The organism is Shewanella sp. SG41-3, from assembly GCF_014164545.1.
GTDB classification, from domain to species: domain Bacteria; phylum Pseudomonadota; class Gammaproteobacteria; order Enterobacterales; family Shewanellaceae; genus Shewanella; species Shewanella vesiculosa.
Genome location: NZ_JACJFJ010000001.1, coordinates 40,803 through 60,626, shown reverse-complemented (window position 1 = coordinate 60,626; position 19,824 = coordinate 40,803). Strand labels below are relative to the sequence as shown.

Genomic DNA, 19,824 nt, shown 5'->3' with positions numbered 1-19,824 from the left:
CTGTTTACGACGATTAAAAGACACTTATAAAGTGCTAAAGTGATTAATAATCAACTTATCGAGTTATTAGTCATCCAATGCTATTAATAATTTACTTGCTGGTATCAATGAACTCGAATGATTTTACTAAGTCATCAACCGCTTTCATCTGGGTTAGGTATTTCTCTAATAAATGCAATGGGAGTGCACATGGGCCATCGCATTTTGCATTATCAGGATCAGGATGTGCTTCGATAAATAAGCCTGCTAACCCTAATGCCATACCGCTGCGCGCAAGTTCAGTTGCTTGTGCACGACGTCCACCAGCAGAGTCTGCACGTCCGCCTGGGCGTTGCAGTGCGTGGGTAGCATCAAAGATCACTGGATAACCCGTTTGCTTCATTTCATCCATGCCCAGCATGTCGACAACCAAGTTGTTATAACCAAAGCTACTGCCACGTTCACATAAAATAATATTGTCATTACCCGCTTCATTAAACTTAGTAATGATATGACGCATTTCATGCGGCGCTAAAAACTGCGGTTTTTTAACGTTAATAACGGCACCGGTTTTCGCCATCGCCACAACCAGGTCTGTTTGACGCGCAAGAAAAGCCGGTAACTGAATAATATCAACAACGTCGGCGACTGGTGCACACTGATAGATTTCGTGTACATCGGTGATAATTGGCACATTGAAGGTTGATTTTATTTCTTCAAAAATACGAAGACCTTCTTCCATACCTGGACCACGGTATGAGTTAACAGATGAACGATTAGCTTTATCAAACGAAGCTTTAAACACGTATGGAATACCAAGCTTTTGGGTCACTTCCACATAATGTTCTGCAATCGACATGGCTAAATCACGTGACTCGAGTACATTCATGCCCCCAAATAACACAAACGGTTTATCGTTGGCGACTTCAACATGATTAGTTAACTGAATAATTTTTTGATCCATTTGATCCTCTTAGCGCATTACGCTGCAACAATTTGTAATAACTGACCACATAGCCAAGCCATGTAAGTACCTAATGCATAACCGAATACTGCCAGCAACACCCCTACAGGTGCTAAGGCTGGGTGAAATGCTGCTGCCACTACGGGAGCTGATGCCGCTCCACCAACGTTGGCTTGGCTACCCACTGCCATATAAAATAATGGGGCTTTAATGAGTTTAGCCACTAATAACATTAACCCTGCGTGCACTAACATCCACACAATACCTACTAAGAAATAAATCGGCGTATCCATTATTTTAGACACATCCATATGCAAACCTATGGTCGCAACCAGAATGTATAAAAATGCCGAAGCTATTTTAGAGGCACCAGACGCTTCAAGATGACGCACTGGAGTAAATGAAAGTCCTAAACCAACGGTAGTCACAATAACCACTAGCCAGAAGAATTTAGAGGTTAAACTATAATCTTCGGTCCATGGATAATGAGCTTCGAAAAACGGTCCCAAGAAATCAGCTGCAAAATGGGCAAAACCAGTGACACCAAAACCAACTGCCACAATCAACATAATATCGCGCAGCGAAGGAATGCGCGAATTTTCCGCGTGATACTTTTCGACTTTCTGTTTCAGCGCTTCAATGGCTGTGGTGTCAGCGCCAGTTCTGGCATCAATCTCTTTGGCTTTAGACGCCATAAAGAGCAACACGGCCATCCAGATATTGGCAACGATGACATCAACCGTCACCATAACGGAGAATATCTCGCCACCAACCTCATAAATTTCTTTCATTGCAGCTTGGTTAGCACCACCACCAATCCAGCTACCCGCTAAGGTTGTCATGCCACGCCAAACCGCATCAGGACCATTGCCACCTAAAAGTGATGGATCGATGATCGACACTGTCATTAATGCAATCGGCCCACCAATAACAATCCCAAGCGTACCGGTTAAAAACATAATAACCGCTTTAGGGCCCAAGCTAAGAATAGCTTTTAAATCAACACTTAAAATCAATAATACCAAACATGCAGGCAGTAAATACCGTGATGCAACAAAATACAATTGTGATGAATGGCCATCAATCACACCAAAGGTATTTAATAATGAAGGTAAGAAATAACACAGTAGTAAAGCTGGAATGTACTTATAAAACTTTTGCCAAAAAGGATGAGTGGACGAGCTTGTGTAAAAAACAAAACCTAAAATAACGGCGAGTATACCCAGGGCGGTGGCATCATTGCTCACCATTGCTGACGTTGACATGTAGAGTTCTCCCTTACAAATACATTATATTTTTAGTTGTTATTGTTATTATTGTTATTTTTGCTGTTATGAAAATCGATGATGATAACTTCTCTGCTGCGCGCTGGTAATCAACTTGCAAGAAGTTCACTGCGGATAAAGCAGCTTTGAGTTAACTCAAAGCTGCCTAGGTTGCAGGTTATCAAATCATTAATGATAAACCTGCATATGTTGACTGAGTTCCTTTAATTGAATCTTAACCAGTTCAATCACAGGATCATGCGGACTCAAATCGATGAAGTGTTGTAAATCCGACATGGCCACTTTAATGCAACCTAACTGTTGGGCAATAAAAGCACGTTCACGATTAAGATGCACATCGTCTGGATGCCATTGTAATAATAAATTACAACATTCCATTGCCTGTTCAAATTTATGACTGACGATACAACCCGCTTTTAGCTCATGTAACATACGGCTAATTAACCGTTTGAGCGTAGCCGTTTTAAGGTGGCTTGGTTTTAATTTAGCCGCATTACCCAGTTCACCACGTACTAACGCATGTAATTGATGACGGCTAAGTTCTTTACCGGTTAGCGGATCATGGTATTTAACCACATCATTCACTTGGCTTTTTAATACCGTATTACCGGGTAATAAAACCGCCTCGAGTGTTAAGTCGAGTTGTTTAGCCAATAAAATTAACAATATTGATAGTGTAGTGCTATTGCCTTGACGCTTTAACACGCAATAGCTTAAATCTGCAGCCTCGACGCTAAAATAGTCGTCTCGAACACAAAAACCTAAATCATTGTAAAACCACTTAAACAGACCTTCAAGGCGCGCTTGTTGGTCAATAACATAGTGACTCAATACTGAACCTGCCATTTCATACCACGCCCACATAGCAGGTTTAGATGTTGAAAAGCCAAGATGTTCAGAGAGCTCAAATGCAGTTTCAGGTATCGAAACTGCATCATCAAGAAGATATTTTGCCATTAAAACCAATTAACCCATGAAGACGACTTGTTTGAAATAAGCCAGTTTGGCCGCTAACACTACCCAACCGATTGCGCCGATAAAAGCAAAAAACTTAAACAGCTTATTACGGTTAGATTTAAGTGCCATCACACCTAAAGCAATATAAGCCGCAACACAGATTATTTTTTCTGTCATCCATGGATCGACAAAAGGATATTGTTTGATCATAAAGCACAGAGTGAAGCCTGACAGTAATAAAAACGTATCAATGACATGTGGTGCGACTTTAACAAACTTTTTTTCCATGATGGGAGACTTGCGTAAATGTAAAACAAAACGCACGATAAAAAAGATCACACTCATGGCAATAAACATCATGTGAGTATGCTTTACCGCTGGATATAAACTGTAAAATGTTTCCATTAATTAAGTCTCATTAAAAAAGGTAAAAATAAAAGGCGCCTAGTTTACTCGATCAACCAGCCGCATACTAATATTTGGATTATTGCTATTTACTTAGCGAGATATATACCTGTAGATACTGGATTACTCATCCATCCATTGCCCAAGCGTGCAGCGGTCATTACTGCCAAAGTCTCGAACTGTAGCCACATTGTGGTAGCCAAGTTCAATCAATTTCTCACGAACTTTAATCGCCTGTTCATAACCATGTTCAAGCAATAAATAACCACCAGTAAGTAAATGAGCACGCGCTTGCTCAGCAATATAATACAAATCGGCATAGCCTTCATTGCCAGCGGTGAGTGCACTTTGCGGTTCAAAGCGAACATCGCCTAAATGAAGATGTTCATCGGCTTCATCAATATAGGGAGGATTAGACACGATCAAATCAAAATCGCGCTGTTTAACGGCTGAAAACCAATCAGACTGGATAATTTCAACGTCTGGTAAGTTAAGATTACCGCGATTAGCTTTAGCAAGCTCGACAGCCTCTGGAACATTATCAATGGCAGTAATCCGCCATTTAGGTCGTTCAGATGCTAACGCCAATGCAATAGCACCGGTTCCTGTGCCTAAATCTAATACTCTGGCATTGTGACGCACAGATAAGTTCAGTGCGGTTTCAACTAAAATTTCAGTATCAGGCCGGGGAATAAGCGTTGAGTCATTAACAATAAAAGGTAATGACCAAAACTCTCGTTCACCAATAATATGCGCTACCGGAGTGCCATTTTGACGTTTAGCGATCATCTGGCTATAAGCTTTAAATTGCTCACTCGTCAGTTGTCGCTCAGGCCAAGTATATAAAAAACTGCGATTTTTATTCAAGCAATGCAATAGCAATGCCTCTGCATCTACGTGAGCAGATTCAGAGGTTGCGGCTAGTTGTGAATAAGCCCATTGAAGGGCTTCAGCAATTGTTGAATACGAAGACTGCGTCAAGAGAACTCCTTAGTCGTCAGCTAACGCGGCAAGCATATCGGCTTGATGTTCTAGCATAATGGGTTCAAGCAAGACATTTAAGTCGCCTTCCATGACTTCATTCAAGCGATATAGTGTTAAGTTGATACGATGATCACTTACGCGACCTTGTGGGTAGTTATACGTTCTAATACGTTCAGAACGATCGCCACTGGCCACTAAACTACGACGGGTAGTTTCTTCTGCACTACGTCTTTTTTCATCTTCAACAGCTTGAATACGCGCAGCCAAAACACTCATCGCTTGGGCACGGTTTTTATGCTGTGAACGTTGATCCTGACACTCAACAATAATGCCAGATGGAATATGGGTAATACGAATCGCTGAATCAGTTTTGTTAACGTGCTGTCCACCGGCACCAGAGGCGCGGAATGTATCAACTTTTAAGTCTGCTGCATTAATCGAAATCGCTTCAGCTTCAGGTACTTCGTGCAATACCACGACTGTACATGCTGAAGTATGAACCCGGCCCTGAGATTCGGTTTCTGGTACACGTTGAACACGATGTCCACCAGACTCAAACTTTAATTTACCGTAAGCACCATCACCACTGATTTTGACAATGATTTCTTTAAAGCCGCCATGCTCGCCTTCGTTGACGTTCATGACTTCTATTTGCCAACGGTTCGCTTCGCAATAACGCGAATACATACGGTATAAGTCACCCGCAAAAATAGCGGCTTCATCGCCACCGGCACCCGCACGAATTTCAAGAAACGCGTTAGTGTCATCATTAGGATCGGTAGGCAAGAGTAAAACTTGTAATTCATCTTCAAGTTTTTCTAACACTTGCTTAGATTGCTTGTACTCATCTTGCGCCATTTCGCGCATTTCAGCATCGTCTTCTTCAAGCATCTCTTTAGCGTAGTCGAAATCTTTTTGAGCTTGTTGAAACGCCTTGAAGCTACTGACTACATTTTCAAGTTGAGAATATTCTTTTGATAATCCACGAAAACGGTCTTGATCCGAAATCACGGTAGCATCACTTAATAATGCTAATACTTCTTCATTACGCTCGAGCAAGCCTTCAAGCTTGCGGATAACGGATTCTTTCATTTAGCTCGCTAACCTTAGTTTTTATCTAAACCAAGCGCAGTTCTTAATTGGCCTAACGTATTCAAATCGCCTTGACGGCTTGCTGAAGTAAGCGCTTGTGTCGGTGCATGTATCAAACGATTAGTTAGCCTATTGGCTAACTCTAGTATCACTTGCTCACTGTCACTGCCATGAGATATTTTATTCAAGGCGCGCTCAACTAATTCATCTTTAATCGCCAAGCTCTGGCTGCGATATTCGCGAATACTGTCGACTGACTCTAAAGACCTAATCCACTCCATAAATAAGTGTGATTGGTCTTCAGTAATTAATTCTGCTTGCTCGGCGGCTTCTTTACGTGAAGCCATGTTCTGTTCAATTATGCTATGCAGATCGTCTACAGTATAAAGGAATGCGTCGTCTAACTCACCGACTTCTGCTTCAATATCTCTTGGAACTGCAATATCCACCAACAACATAGGTTGATGACGACGCTGTTTTAGCGCTTTTTCGACCATACCTTTACCTAAAATGGGCAAAGGACTGGCGGTAGAGGATATCACGATATCGGCTTTAGCGAGAAAATCTGGTATTTGTTCTAGGGTAATGGCGGTAGCGTTAAACTCTTCACACATGGCTTGGGCACGTTCGATAGTGCGATTTGCCACCACCATAGAGGCAACACCATTATCTTTAAGGTGTTTGGCCACCAGCTCAATCGTTTCTCCAGCACCAATGAGTAACACCTTAGTGGTGCTCAATGATGAGAAAATATGTTTCGCCATGCTGACGGCGGCAAAGGCGACAGAAACTGCCGCGGCACCGATTTCGGTTTCAGTGCGCACTTTTTTGGCCACAGAGAAGGTGTTTTGAAACAAGCGATCAATGGTCAATGCAATCGTGCCAGCTTCTTTGGCTTTAACAAACGCTTGCTTTACCTGTCCCAAAATTTGTGGTTCACCCAGTACCAGTGAATCCAGACCCGATGCTACCCGCATTAAATGTTTTACGGCAACTTGCTCTTCATAGGCATAGAGACACGGCATTAAGTCGCTGTGCTCAATACTATGGTAATCCTCCAACCATTCAATAATGTCTTCCTTTTCAGCATTATTGCAATATAGCTCAGTACGGTTACAGGTCGACACAATAACAGCCTCGCCCGTACGGGTGCGACTAGCCAAGCTTTTCATGGCGTCATGAATGCGGTCTGGAGAGAAAGCGACTTTTTCACGCAAATCTACCGTGGCGGTTTTATGGTTTATCCCGATTATTACTAGGCTCATTTGATGGTATCAAGTTCTTTTCGGTGACGTTAATTAGGCTATTCTACTGAATTGAACCGACTAAAAACACAATTGGCTTAACAAAACCGAATAAATGTCTAAATATTTATTTATGGTTCACATAAACATTATGCAAACCCTTACATTAATATCACATTAATTTTGCTAAAAGCATTTTTACATAATGACTTAAGCCCAGTATCATAAGAAAATCTTAAGCAACTGATAGGCAATCCATTGCGATTATCTGCATCTTTCTTTTATACCGCTATTATCACCGCGTTGCTTTTGTTAACCGGTTGTAGTGTGACGCCATCTGAAGATTTTACGCCTATCAATGTGACCAATGCAGCTCAAGCCAATGCATGGGAGCTACAGGGTAAAATTGCCGTTAAAACAGCGGAAGATAAATTCAGCACTAATCTGTACTGGCTACACCAACCCGCTGCCAATGACTTGCGTTTAACCACAGTATTAGGTACGACAGTATTAACCCTCAAGACAAATCAAGGCATGGCGACGCTTGAAGTGGACGGCAAAACCTATCGCGACAGTAACGCCCAAGATTTACTGACAGGTATTAGCGGCTGGTCAATCCCGCTTGATAGCCTTCCTTTATGGATCACTGGCCAAATTGGCAGCAATGATAAAATTGTCAGCTATAATCCTGATGGCACAATTAAACAAGTCATCAGTTACGATCCTCAGGCAAACTGGTCAGTGAGTTTTCTCAGTTGGCAACAACAAAGCGGCGCGCTTGTGCCTAAGTTGTTGAAGATTGAGCGAGAAAATGTGCAAATAAAAATTCAAACTAATCAATGGACAGCTGTAGCAGCCAAAACCCAATAACAATAAATGTTAATTGCTGGCACATTAACAAGGTAGTTAAACAAACATGAAACCAACTCACTTACGTAAATCAGCCGTTTCAACAAGTTGGCCTGCGCCAGCAAAATTAAATTTATTTTTACACATTACCGGCCAGCGAGCTGATGGTTATCACGAATTACAGACCTTATTTCAATTTATTGACCATTGCGATTACCTCGATTTTCATATTACCAACACAGACGATTTAATTTTACACTCTGCTATCTCCGATTCTGTCGCTGACAGCGATAACTTAATTCTTAAAGCCGCAAAGTCACTCAAACGTTATACCCAATATGAAGGCGGTGCGCATATTTGGTTAGACAAATTACTCCCTATGGGTGGTGGTTTAGGCGGTGGTTCATCGGATGCAGCAACCACATTAGTGGCACTAAATGCCTTATGGAAAACCAATGTGTCACCCAGTAAACTGGCTGAAATAGGCTTAACACTCGGTGCGGATGTTCCTGTTTTTATTAATGGTTTATCAGCATTCGCCGAAGGTGTCGGTGAGCAATTGATCACAGTAGAACCCGCTGAACCATGGTACTTAGTTATTGTCCCTGATGTGCATGTGTCAACTAAGGATATTTTTCAGCATCCTGATCTACCACGTAACACACCTAAATTGGATATGAACAGCTTAATGACTCAGCAGTGGACCAATGATTGTCAGAAATTGGTCACAACTAAGCACCCTCAAGTTGCCAATGCCTTAAGCTGGCTGGTAGAATATGCGCCGTCGAGAATGACTGGAACAGGCGCATGCGTGTTCGGGGAATTTACACATTCGCAACAAGCACTTGACGCTTTAGCCGAATTGCCGGCTCATATGCGAGGGTTTGTTGCAAAAGGGATGAATAAGTCGCCATTAAAAATACGGCTTGAGCAGCTCTAATTACATAATATCTTCTGGGTCAGTTTTGAGTGACAACACGTAAAATTGATCTAGCCTTTAATCGTAAAGCAAACATCTGAGGTTCATAAAGTGCCCGACATCAAGCTCTTTGCTGGTAACGCTACCCCAAATCTAGCTGCTAAGATTGCCGATCGTTTATTTTGCAAACTTGGCGACGCAGTTGTAGGCCGTTTCAGCGACGGTGAAATCAGTGTTCAAATAAACGAGAATGTACGTGGTGCGGATGTGTTTATTATCCAATCTACTTGCGCACCAACTAACGATAACCTCATGGAGCTTATTGTAATGGTTGACGCGCTTCGCCGTGCATCAGCGGGTCGTATTACTGCCGTTATTCCGTACTTTGGATATGCTCGCCAAGACCGCCGTGTACGCAGTGCACGCGTGCCTATTACAGCGAAAGTGGTTGCAGATTTCTTGTCGAGCGTGGGTGTTGACCGCGTATTGACTTGTGACTTACATGCTGAGCAAATTCAAGGTTTCTTTGATGTCCCGGTTGATAACGTATTCGGTAGCCCAGTGCTACTTGAAGACATGCTCTCCCGGAAATTTGATAACCCTGTTGTTGTGTCTCCTGATATTGGCGGTGTTGTTCGCGCTCGTGCAGTAGCCAAACTATTGGATGATACTGATCTTGCCATTATCGATAAACGTCGCCCACAGGCGAACGTGGCTCAGGTAATGCACATTATTGGTGACGTTCAAGGCCGTGATTGCATCATTGTTGATGACATGATCGACACTGGTGGCACTTTATGCAAAGCTGCTGAAGCATTAAAAGAACATGGCGCTAACCGCGTGTTTGCTTATGCTACTCATCCTGTATTCTCAGGTAATGCAGCTGAAAATATTGCCAATTCTGTTATCGACGAAGTTATCGTAACTGATACTGTGCCATTGAGCCCTGAAATGCTCAAAGTGGCTAAAGTGACTCAGTTAACCATGTCTGCGGTACTTGCTGAAGCGATCCGTCGTGTAAGCAACGAAGAGTCTATCTCTGCGATGTTCCGCCACTAATCTAACCGATTAGGGTCATCAAAAACGCACTCGATTGAGTGCGTTTTTTTATTTGTGTGGAACTCGATCCATTAAGCAGACAAAGCATACTTAGGCATAAAAGATGATTGCTGACCTTGCATCATCGCTGGCGCAATATTGGCATGTTGTTGCTGCACTAAAAATGATTTCCCAGCCGCTAAGCCAGTATGATAATCATGCAGTAAATCTGTATCAGCACTGCCAAGCAGTTTACTTTGTAAACTGTTGTCGGCAAAAATTTGGATAATTTCAACATCAGCTGGCGGATTAGCAATAAACGCTAACTCTTGTTGATACGCTTGTTCATGTTGCACTAAGTAATCAATGGTTCTGGGGCAATAACCAGAGACACAAATCCATGATTTTAGCTTATGTACCCAAGCTGATTGCGCCTGAAAGTCTGCATTAACCGTTCGAATGACCACAATTTTACGCGCACCGCGCTGGTAAGCCTCACGAACAGGTAAAGGTGCCGCTAGCCCGCCATCAAGGTAAAAATCTTCTTGAGGTTGCTCTATAAGCTCAGGTGTTTGATTCGCGGCATGGGTATTTAACCAAGGTGCAAGTTTCACACCTTGCTTATAAAGAAAAGGCAACGCACTCGATGCTTTTAACAACTCGCGCCAATGCTCACCATCGTTGCTAGGACTAAAAAAGTAACCTTGGCGATCTCGTGAATTAGTTGTAGTAATCAATAATTGCCGTTTGCCTAAATATTTTGCTGCAGAGGCGAAATCCAAAGTAAAACTGCCTCGAGTAGTTTTATCAAAATACCAATCGAGATCGACTACGTGGCCACCAACTAAACCTCGGCTTAATTGGTAAAAACGTTTATGACGTGATAATCCTCGAATTAATCGTTTTGCATAGCCTTTTTGGCGCGATAAAAAACTGGTTAAATTTTGCGAACCGGCAGAGGTGCCAATAAACAGATCAAATGGATCAAATTCGGCTTCTAACCAAGCATCTAACACCCCAGCAGTAAAAATCCCACGCTGACCACCACCTTCGGCAATTAACGCCGTCATAGGCTGTGATATATGCTCAGAAAGCATTGGAGGATGAGTTGTTTGGGTGTTCATAGTAAACCTAAGGTTAGTGATTAACTGCATAAGGTAAGTCTAAAGAACTGAAGCGAAGATAGATAATGGATAGAATCAATTGAGTTAATAGAAAAAGGCTATCAATACCGCACAAGATTTAACGTTATAAAAACAAAAAAGCAAAAAGCCCGTCTATTAAGACGGGCTTTTCAGAATTTGGCTGGGGTACCAGGATTCGAACCTGGGGATGCCGAGATCAAAACCCGGTGCCTTACCGCTTGGCGATACCCCAATTAAAACAAATTATGGCAATACAGACTAAAAATCACTTTGAATAAAATTTGATGGTACGGGAAGAGAGACTTGAACTCTCACACCTCGCGGCACCAGAACCTAAATCTGGCGTGTCTACCAATTTCACCATTCCCGCATCAAATTTTAACTTAGAGTATACTCTTTTTATTTCAGAGTAAACTTTGGCTTTACTAGCTAATGTAAGTACAACTCACTCTACCTAGTAAATATGGTAGCAATGGCGGGACTTGAACCTGCGACCCCAGCATTATGAGTGCTGTGCTCTAACCAGCTGAGCTACATTGCCAAAGATGGCTGGGATACAAGGATTCGAACCTTGGAATGCTGAGATCAAAACCCAGTGCCTTACCGCTTGGCGATATCCCAATAATCTTGTCTAACTTTATAAATGGCTGGGATACAAGGATTCGAACCTTGGAATGCTGAGATCAAAACCCAGTGCCTTACCGCTTGGCGATATCCCAATCAAACTTTTTGAAACATCCGCCTAAGCCAACATCTCTAATAAATGGTACGGAAGGAGAGACTTGAACTCTCACACCTTGCGGCACCAGAACCTAAATCTGGCGTGTCTACCAATTCCACCACTCCCGCACAACACTCTAGTTTAACATCTTGAGCAGATGGGTAAGAAATATGGTAGCAATAGCGGGACTTGAACCTGCGACCCCAGCATTATGAGTGCTGTGCTCTAACCAGCTGAGCTATATTGCCACTATTTCTTGCAATCCCTCTTGGCGAGGAACGGGGCGTATTATGCTTATTCAGGTTATCTAGGTCAACTGGTTTTTTTCGCTATTTTCATCAATTCGTCTTGTTCGGCTATAACTTCACCAAACTGAATGCCGAATCGACAAAATAAAGCCAATTAACTGACTAAAATATCCTTTACGCCCCTTATTATGATTTTTTACTTAATCTAAATGCTGCTTAGACATTAAATAAGAAATGCATCACATCGCCATCTTTAACAACGTAGGTTTTACCTTCGACACGTAATTTACCGGCATCTTTGGCTCCCGCTTCACCTTTGTAGGTAATAAAATCTTGATATGCCATCACCTGCGCACGAATAAAGCCACGTTCAAAGTCGGTGTGGATAACACCAGCAGCTTGTGGTGCTGATGCGCCAACAGGTACTGTCCATGCTCGTACTTCTTTCACACCAGCAGTAAAATACGTTTGCAGATTTAATAATTCATAGCCTGCACGGATCACGCGGTCTAAACCAGACTCTTCGATACCTAAGTCAGTCATAAACTCGGCGCGGTCATCAGCTTCCATTTCAGCGAGTTCTGACTCAATCGCAGCGCACACAGGCACAACCACTGCATTTTCTGTTGCCGCAATAGCACGCACAACATCAAGATGAGGATTATTTTCAAAACCGTCTTCAGCCACGTTAGCTATGTACATGGTCGGCTTTAAGGTTAAAAAGTTTAGGTACGCAACTGCGGCTAATTCTTCTTTGGTTAATTCTAATGAACGTAGCATTTTAGCTTCATCTAATGCTGGGCGCATTTTTTCAAGCACTGCAACTTCAAATTTGGCATCCGCATCGCCGCCTTTAGCGCGTTTAGCTTGACGAAAAATAGCCCGTTCACAGGCATCTAAATCGGCTAGGGCTAATTCGGTGTTAATCACTTCAATGTCGCCAGCAGGGTCAATTTTATTGGCTACGTGAACAATGTTTGGATCTTCAAAACAACGTACCACATGACCAATAGCATCAGTTTCGCGAATGTTAGCTAAAAATTTGTTGCCTAAACCTTCACCTTTCGATGCACCAGCGACTAAACCGGCGATATCAACGAATTCCATAGATGTCGGCAAAATGCGTTGAGGTTTGACAATGGCAGCTAACGCGTCGAGACGTGAGTCAGGTACAGGTACCACTCCGGTGTTTGGCTCAATAGTACAAAACGGAAAGTTTGCCGCTTCAATCCCTGCTTGTGTTAACGCATTAAACAACGTTGACTTACCTACGTTTGGAAGACCAACAATGCCGCATTTAAAACCCATATGCTTACCTTTATATATGTAGAATTATCCCATTGGATAATGATGTCGAAAGGGTGTTAAAACAAAACTAGCCTGGCTTATTCTGCTTTGAACGAATGTAATCTGTGCATAGCTTTCGCCATGTCTTGGTTAAATAAAATCTCGGTGGAACGAACCGCTTCATCAATCGCCGCATTTATTCGCTCTTGTTCTACCGCTGGTGCCCTGCCCAGTACGTAGCCGCTGACTTTATTTTTATCGCCTGGATGACCAATACCAATCCGTAAACGATGAAAGTTCTTGTCGTTGCCTAAGCTAGCAATAATGTCTTTTAAGCCATTATGACCACCATGGCCACCACCTAATTTGAATTTAGCCACGCCCGGTGCCATGTCAAGCTCATCATGGGCAACCAATATTTCTTCAGGCAGGATACGGAAAAAGTTAGCTAACGCTGCCACAGACTTACCGCTTAAATTCATATAGGTTGTTGGGATCAGCAAGCGCACGTCTTTACCGTGTAAAATAGCCCGAGCTGTGACGCCAAAGTATTTACTCTCTGGTACTAATTGAACACTGCAAATACGTGCCAGTTCTTGCACGTACCATGCACCAGCGTTATGGCGAGTTTGCGCGTATTCAGCACCCGGGTTTGCCAACCCGACAATCAATTTAATGTTACTCATCACAACCTAGTCAGTTTCTTAGCAAACACTATTGCTAAATGCCTTCATGGGGTACATCAAAATACACATGATGCAAAACGCGGCATTTTATACCAATTTCACTCATAATGTAATCATTCAAAACCACTCAAGCCTTAGCGTTAATCATGTCCCCATCAAGTTTTGCGTGCGGAGCAATAACGCAAACCCAAAAAGCCGAACTGGGTTAGCGAAGAGTTTAAGTCAATCCAAGGGCATACTTGAGCACTTTTCGCTTTAATGGTGAGTCGATATTTGCCAATTTCAATGCACCATTACGCAGCAGTTTTAACGGTAATAAATCATTGCTAAACCCCGCATAAAAAGCATCCATCGCGGTCATCATCAGTTGATTATCGTAATAACGCGCTTGCTGATATCGCTTTAGCACAGGCGTGTGCCACCATATTTCCCCACTGCCAATGGCATTGGCAATCTGAGCTACCAGCACATCAACATCTTTGAAGCCAATATTAACTCCTTGGCCAGCTAATGGATTAATCGTGTGGGCGGCATCACCAATAATCACTAAATTATCTTGGTAGTAACCTTGGGCATGGCGGCGAGTGAGTCTAAAGCTACCTCTATTCTCAACGGTGAAATTAGGATCTAAACGCGGCGGAAAATGCTGCCTGATTTGTTGTGCTAATTGCAGATCATTAAGTTGTGATAATTGTTTAATGCGATTGGCATCGTCGTACCAGACTAATGACGCATGATTCCCAGGAAGCGGCAATAAGCTTCTTGGCCCTGCAGGGGTAAATTGCTGCCAGGTTACTGATTGCTGTGGGGTTTGAGTACTGATATTAATTAGCATCGCCGACTGCGCATAATCCCAGCCAGTGACACCAATACCAGCCCATTGACGAACTTGCGATTGAGCACCATCGGCGCCAATCAATAATCTTGTCGTGATTTTATCGCCATTATCAAGCTCAATACTCACTTGCTGACTATCGCTTAAACGGCCAAATTGGGTCACTTTATGCGGACATAATAAGGTGACATTATCCATTTTCCGGATTTGCTGCCATAGGCTTAATTGAATTAACCGATTTTCAAAAAAGTAGCCTAAGTGCGCTTGACCCACTTGTTCGGCGCTAAATGCCGTAAGGCAATCGTCGAGCTCCCATGTTTCTAAGCCAGTATAAGGCGCATGGCGCATCAACAGCAGCTCATCCATGGCACCAAGACGGGTTAATAATTGCTCAGATGCAACACTGATTGCAGACACTCGCACATCTAATGCCTGTTCTACATCATAAGGCTGCGGTTGACGGGACTCTATCACCGCCACACTAAGTCCTAATTGACCTAATCCAATCGCGGCAGCCGCACCGACCATTCCGCCGCCCACGACCACAACATCATAATGAGTCGCATCGCCAGCAGCGTTCGTTGATGTGAGTGAAGCATCTTGCATTGTGTTTACATCCATAAATAGTGAAATGAGTTTATGTTCAATATAACAGCCAATGAAAAACGAATTAACTGAACCTCTGTTGGGCATCAATAATCATTATTAACCTATACGCGTTGACATCCATGATGGCTTACTTGGCGGCACATTAGCTTGGCAAATAGTGCTATCACCCTTTAGCGGTGAAAATCACATCTGCAATTGCTGATCGACGCCCCCATGAGGGCGATAAAACAGGCCAAAATAAAACCATGACGATGGTGCATGCTAATCGTTCGATTATGCCCTAGATCAATAAACCACGGAAATGTAGCAAGGCTTTAATCGTAACTTAAGCCTAAATAACCACTGAATGCGATGTTTACTCGTTATAACTTATCAAGTTTAATCCAAACGATTAGTCATTACTATTTTTAAGGCTATTGCAAAATTTATATTCAAATGCGTGAAACTTGCACTAATACTAGCCAGACCGCCTGACAACAGGTAAAATGTCGCGCTATTTTTACTGTGATTTACTGGCGAGCACTGATGAGTAAAAAACTTCATATTAAAACCTGGGGCTGTCAAATGAATGAGTACGACTCATCAAAGATGGCTGATTTATTAGACGACTATCAAGGATATACCTTGACCGATGACGCAAGCGAAGCAGATGTACTGCTGCTTAATACTTGCTCTATTCGTGAAAAAGCACAGGAGAAGGTGTTCCATCAGCTAGGGCGTTGGAAATCTTTAAAAGATAAAAATCCTAATTTAATTATTGGGGTGGGTGGTTGTGTTGCCTCGCAAGAAGGTAAAGCCATTAAAGATCGCGCTCAATGTGTTGATATTATCTTTGGCCCGCAAACTCTGCATCGCTTACCTGAGATGATTGAACAAATTCAACGTGGCGAAAAAGCCGTGATTGATATCAGTTTCCCTGAGATTGAAAAGTTCGATCGCCTGCCAGAACCTCGTGCAGACGGTCCAACGGCATTCGTGTCCATTATGGAAGGTTGCAGTAAATACTGCTCTTTCTGCGTGGTGCCTTACACCCGTGGTGAAGAAGTCAGCCGTCCATTAGATGACGTGATTCTTGAGGTGGCTCAATTAGCCGCTCAAGGCGTACGTGAAGTCAATTTACTAGGCCAAAACGTTAACGCTTATCGCGGTGCCACTCATGATGATGAGATATGTACCTTTGCGGAATTATTGCGCCTAGTGGCCTCAATTGATGGTATCGACCGTCTGCGTTTTACCACCAGCCACCCGATTGAGTTTACTCAAGACATTATCGATGTCTATGCAGATACGCCTGAATTGGTGAGCTTCCTGCATTTACCTGTGCAATCAGGTTCAGATCGTATTTTGACCCAAATGAAACGCGGTCACATGGCGATTGAATACAAGTCGATTATTCGTCGTCTGCGTAAAGCCCGTCCTGATATTCAAATCAGTTCAGACTTTATTATTGGTTTCCCTGGTGAGTCAAAGGACGATTTTGCCGACACCATGAAACTGATTGAAGATGTCGGTTTTGACCACAGCTTTAGCTTTATCTACAGCGCACGCCCTGGTACACCAGCAGCAGACTTACCAGATGATGTTAGCGATGAAGAAAAGAAGCAGCGTTTAGCCATTTTACAAGACCGTATTACTCAACAAGCAATGCGCTATAGCCGTCATATGTTAGGCACGGTTCAACGTATTTTAGTCGAAGGTCCATCAGTAAAGAATCCAATGGAGCTTCGTGGTCGTACTGAAAACAGTCGTGTGGTTAACTTTGAAGCCGCGCACACTCACATCGGCAGTTTTGTTGATGTGAAAATTGTTGATGTTTATACCAACTCATTGCGCGGTGAATTTGTCCGCGGTGAGGATGAAATGGATTTACGTCGCAGTTTACATCCGGCTGATATTTTGGCTAAACACAAGCAAGATGACGCATTAGGTGTAACCCACTTTAAGCCATAATCAATGTTTGTTGTTTAAACGATATTAAAGGCGGCTTGTCCGCCTTTAATTTTGTCTAAAATTAGGCTAATTATGGTAATTCAATGCAGAGGCTCGTAAACTGTCATTACTGTAGTATGGCATTTACAAGCCATTATTTTTGTCCTAATTCGACACCTGGAGCCTTATTTGACCACTAAAGTCACCACCATGAATTTGTATCTAGAACCTGCAGATACTCGCCGCCTCGTGTCATTATGCGGTCCATTTGATGACAACATCAAACAACTTGAACGCCGATTAGGCGTTGAGATTGTCCATAAAGACAACCATTTTACGATTGTCGGTTTGCCACGTAATGCCCTCAATGCCAATAATTTGTTACGTCAGTTATACATTGAAACTCAAACCGTCAAAGGTAGCACTCCGGACTTAGAACCTGAAGTGGTTCATTTAGCCATTCAAGAAGCGATTAACCTTGAGGCGCAACAAGACAACGACGACACGAGTATTCATATAAAAACTAAACGTGGCGTGATTAAACCTCGTACACCCAATCAAAGTGTGTACATGCATAACATTACTCGTCACGATATCAGTTTTGGTATTGGCCCTGCCGGTACCGGTAAAACCTACCTTGCAGTTGCTGCGGCAGTTGATGCCTATGAACGTCAAGAAGTGCGCCGTATTCTATTAACGCGTCCAGCGGTTGAAGCGGGCGAGAAACTCGGTTTTTTACCCGGCGATTTAAGCCAGAAAGTCGATCCTTATCTACGCCCTCTTTACGATGCTTTGTTTGAAATGATGGGTTTTGAGAAAGTTGAAAAGTTAATTGAACGCGGCGTGATTGAAGTGGCCCCATTGGCTTATATGCGCGGCCGCACTCTTAATGATGCATTTATTATTTTAGATGAAGCGCAAAACACTACGGTTGAACAAATGAAAATGTTCTTAACCCGTATTGGATTTAATTCGCGCGCGGTGATCACCGGCGATATCACCCAAATAGACTTACCCCGTAGTCAAAAATCTGGTTTGCGTCATGCCATTGAGGTTCTCAGCAAAGTATCTGAAATCAGCTTTAACTTCTTTGTCGCCCAAGATGTGGTTCGCCATCCTGTTGTAGCAAGAATTGTTGAAGCCTATGAAGCGTTCGAGCAACAAGAACAACTCGAAAAAGCGGCCAAAGAGCAAGCTTATCGTGAACGTGAGCAAAAACGTCAATTACTTGAAAAAGAAGCCAGCCCTCAATGAGTCAGCCCATGATATCACTCGATCTTGACCTGCAAATTGCAGTGAACAATCTGAATTTACCGACTCAAGCAGAATTTGAAACTTGGGTACGTACCGCAGTGGGGCAGACAATGCCTGAAGTGGAATTAACTATTCGCATTGTTGAAGTTGCTGAAAGTCAGCTACTCAATTTAACCTATCGCGGTAAAGACAAACCGACCAACGTGTTGTCATTCCCGTTTGAAGCACCACCTGAGGTTGAATTACCATTATTAGGTGATCTGGTTATCTGTGCACACGTGGTGGAACAGGAAGCCATTGAGCAAAATAAACCGCTAAATGCACACTGGGCACACATGGTCATACACGGCTGCTTGCATTTGCTGGGTTATGACCATATTATCGACCAAGAAGCCGATGAGATGGAGTCATTAGAGACCCAACTTGTTGAAGGCTTAGGTTTTACAAACCCCTATAAGGAAGCATAAATAAACAAGGAATATCTTATAGATAGCCCTGTTTAGGTAAATATTATGAGTGACGATATCCCCCCGAGTACAAACGCCCACAAGAAAACCTGGTTCGATAAAATTAACCAGCTATTTCAGGGCGAACCTCAAAATCGCGAAGATTTAGTTGATGTGATTGCAGGTGCCGAAATGCGCGACCTCATTACAGAAGACACACGCGAAATGATTAAAGGTGTATTAGAGGTTTCTGACCTTCGTGTGCGCGACATTATGATACCAAGAGCGCAAATTGTTACCATTCAAATAGACTCGACCGTCGATGAGTTTTTAGAAATTGTCATGGATTCAGGTCACTCTCGCTTCCCGGTTGTTAATGAAGATAAAGATCATATTGAAGGCATTTTACTGGCTAAAGATTTGATCAAATACGGCTTCAAACAATCTGATGAAAACTTTACTCTTGCCCAAGTTATACGCCCTGCAGTGGTGGTACCTGAAAGTAAAAGAGTCGACGTACTACTCAAAGAATTCCGTTCGCAACGCTACCACATGGCCATTGTTGTCGATGAATATGGTGGGGTATCAGGCTTAGTGACGATTGAAGATATTCTCGAAGAGATTGTCGGTGAAATTGAAGATGAATTTGATCACAACTCGGTTGAAGACACTGAAATTAAAAAGCTCAGTAACACAGTATTTATGGTCAAAGCGCTCACTGAAATTGAAGATTTTAACGAAGCGTGTGGCACCAACTTCAGCGATGAAGAATTTGATACCGTTGGTGGCATGGTGTCGCATGCATTTGGCCACTTACCAGAACGTAATGAAAGCATCGTGATTAATAATATTGAGTTCAAAGTGATTAACGCTGATAACCGCCGTTTGGTGCAACTTCGTGTTAAACTGCCAGACCCTAATATTAGTGAAGAATTCGACGACTAAAT

18 protein-coding genes and 7 tRNA genes are annotated in these 19,824 nt (G+C 42.8%); 7 read left to right on the top strand and 18 right to left on the bottom strand.

The annotated features are described in order from the left end of the window. Positions 1-91: 91 nt before the first annotated feature. The 7 genes from kdsA to hemA form a co-directional block, all read right to left on the bottom strand. Positions 92-943: a 3-deoxy-8-phosphooctulonate synthase gene (kdsA, locus tag H5164_RS00295; protein WP_124017830.1), complete on the bottom strand. Its 852-nt coding sequence runs from the start codon at positions 941-943 to the stop codon at positions 92-94. Between the two features lie 17 nt (positions 944-960). After that, a complete protein-coding gene (locus H5164_RS00290; protein WP_124017829.1) occupies positions 961-2,208 on the bottom strand; it encodes a DUF819 domain-containing protein in 1,248 nt (415 codons plus the stop codon). A 189-nt stretch (positions 2,209-2,397) separates the two neighbouring features. Next, positions 2,398-3,186, bottom strand: a complete 789-nt coding sequence (locus H5164_RS00285; protein ID WP_124017828.1) for a tetratricopeptide repeat protein — start codon at positions 3,184-3,186, stop codon at positions 2,398-2,400. A gap of 9 nt (positions 3,187-3,195) precedes the next feature. Beyond that, positions 3,196-3,591, bottom strand: coding sequence for a SirB2 family protein (locus H5164_RS00280; RefSeq protein ID WP_124017827.1), 396 nt, complete (start codon positions 3,589-3,591; stop codon positions 3,196-3,198). Between the two features lie 123 nt (positions 3,592-3,714). Beyond that, positions 3,715-4,572 (bottom strand): peptide chain release factor N(5)-glutamine methyltransferase, encoded by an 858-nt coding sequence (gene prmC, locus H5164_RS00275; RefSeq protein ID WP_124017826.1) that lies wholly within the window; start codon positions 4,570-4,572, stop codon positions 3,715-3,717. A gap of 9 nt (positions 4,573-4,581) precedes the next feature. Continuing rightward, positions 4,582-5,667, bottom strand: coding sequence for a peptide chain release factor 1 (gene prfA, locus H5164_RS00270; RefSeq protein ID WP_124017825.1), 1,086 nt, complete (start codon positions 5,665-5,667; stop codon positions 4,582-4,584). A gap of 14 nt (positions 5,668-5,681) precedes the next feature. Beyond that, positions 5,682-6,932 (bottom strand): glutamyl-tRNA reductase, encoded by a 1,251-nt coding sequence (gene hemA, locus H5164_RS00265; RefSeq protein ID WP_124017824.1) that lies wholly within the window; start codon positions 6,930-6,932, stop codon positions 5,682-5,684. A gap of 225 nt (positions 6,933-7,157) precedes the next feature. Here hemA and lolB point away from each other — a divergent pair, with 225 nt between their 5' ends. The 3 genes from lolB (at position 7,158) to H5164_RS00250 (ending at position 9,738) form a co-directional block, all read left to right on the top strand. Further along, complete coding sequence (gene lolB / locus H5164_RS00260) at positions 7,158-7,781, top strand: lipoprotein insertase outer membrane protein LolB (RefSeq protein ID WP_404717026.1); 624 nt, start codon at positions 7,158-7,160, stop codon at positions 7,779-7,781. 46 nt (positions 7,782-7,827) lie between these two features. Continuing rightward, positions 7,828-8,700: a 4-(cytidine 5'-diphospho)-2-C-methyl-D-erythritol kinase gene (ispE, locus tag H5164_RS00255; protein ID WP_124017822.1), complete on the top strand. Its 873-nt coding sequence runs from the start codon at positions 7,828-7,830 to the stop codon at positions 8,698-8,700. A 90-nt stretch (positions 8,701-8,790) separates the two neighbouring features. Then, positions 8,791-9,738, top strand: coding sequence for a ribose-phosphate pyrophosphokinase (locus H5164_RS00250; RefSeq protein WP_124017821.1), 948 nt, complete (start codon positions 8,791-8,793; stop codon positions 9,736-9,738). Between the two features lie 71 nt (positions 9,739-9,809). On the opposite strand, the gene H5164_RS00245 is transcribed toward H5164_RS00250, so the two are convergent. The 11 genes from H5164_RS00245 to H5164_RS00195 form a co-directional block, all read right to left on the bottom strand. Then, positions 9,810-10,841, bottom strand: coding sequence for a patatin family protein (locus H5164_RS00245; RefSeq protein WP_182754149.1), 1,032 nt, complete (start codon positions 10,839-10,841; stop codon positions 9,810-9,812). A gap of 178 nt (positions 10,842-11,019) precedes the next feature. Further along, positions 11,020-11,094, bottom strand: a tRNA-Gln gene (locus tag H5164_RS00240). 53 nt (positions 11,095-11,147) lie between these two features. After that, positions 11,148-11,232 (bottom strand) — tRNA-Leu (locus H5164_RS00235). 94 nt (positions 11,233-11,326) lie between these two features. Further along, a tRNA-Met gene (locus H5164_RS00230) sits at positions 11,327-11,403 on the bottom strand. A gap of 5 nt (positions 11,404-11,408) precedes the next feature. Next, a tRNA-Gln gene (locus H5164_RS00225) sits at positions 11,409-11,483 on the bottom strand. A 23-nt stretch (positions 11,484-11,506) separates the two neighbouring features. Then, positions 11,507-11,581, bottom strand: a tRNA-Gln gene (locus tag H5164_RS00220). Positions 11,582-11,626: 45 nt separating this feature from the next. Beyond that, positions 11,627-11,711 (bottom strand) — tRNA-Leu (locus H5164_RS00215). Positions 11,712-11,754: 43 nt separating this feature from the next. Beyond that, positions 11,755-11,831 (bottom strand) — tRNA-Met (locus tag H5164_RS00210). 216 nt (positions 11,832-12,047) lie between these two features. Further along, positions 12,048-13,139: a redox-regulated ATPase YchF gene (ychF, locus tag H5164_RS00205; protein WP_124017819.1), complete on the bottom strand. Its 1,092-nt coding sequence runs from the start codon at positions 13,137-13,139 to the stop codon at positions 12,048-12,050. Positions 13,140-13,216: 77 nt separating this feature from the next. Further along, positions 13,217-13,804 carry an aminoacyl-tRNA hydrolase gene (gene pth, locus H5164_RS00200; protein WP_182722454.1) on the bottom strand — a complete coding sequence of 196 codons (588 nt, stop codon included), beginning with the start codon at positions 13,802-13,804 and terminating at the stop codon, positions 13,217-13,219. A gap of 217 nt (positions 13,805-14,021) precedes the next feature. Further along, complete coding sequence (locus H5164_RS00195) at positions 14,022-15,245, bottom strand: FAD-dependent monooxygenase (RefSeq protein WP_259396701.1); 1,224 nt, start codon at positions 15,243-15,245, stop codon at positions 14,022-14,024. Between the two features lie 528 nt (positions 15,246-15,773). Here H5164_RS00195 and miaB point away from each other — a divergent pair. The 4 genes from miaB to corC all read left to right on the top strand — a co-directional run bounded on the left by miaB (position 15,774) and on the right by corC (position 19,822). Continuing rightward, positions 15,774-17,198, top strand: coding sequence for a tRNA (N6-isopentenyl adenosine(37)-C2)-methylthiotransferase MiaB (miaB, locus tag H5164_RS00190; RefSeq protein ID WP_124017817.1), 1,425 nt, complete (start codon positions 15,774-15,776; stop codon positions 17,196-17,198). A 168-nt stretch (positions 17,199-17,366) separates the two neighbouring features. Beyond that, entirely contained in the window at positions 17,367-18,431 is a 1,065-nt protein-coding gene (locus H5164_RS00185; protein ID WP_182722453.1) for a PhoH family protein, read from the top strand. Then, positions 18,428-18,898, top strand: a complete 471-nt coding sequence (ybeY, locus tag H5164_RS00180) for an rRNA maturation RNase YbeY (protein ID WP_182742006.1) — start codon at positions 18,428-18,430, stop codon at positions 18,896-18,898. Before H5164_RS00185 ends, ybeY begins: the two co-directional genes overlap by 4 nt. A gap of 45 nt (positions 18,899-18,943) precedes the next feature. Then, entirely contained in the window at positions 18,944-19,822 is an 879-nt protein-coding gene (corC, locus tag H5164_RS00175) for a CNNM family magnesium/cobalt transport protein CorC (protein WP_124017814.1), read from the top strand. The last annotated feature ends 2 nt before the right edge of the window (positions 19,823-19,824 follow it).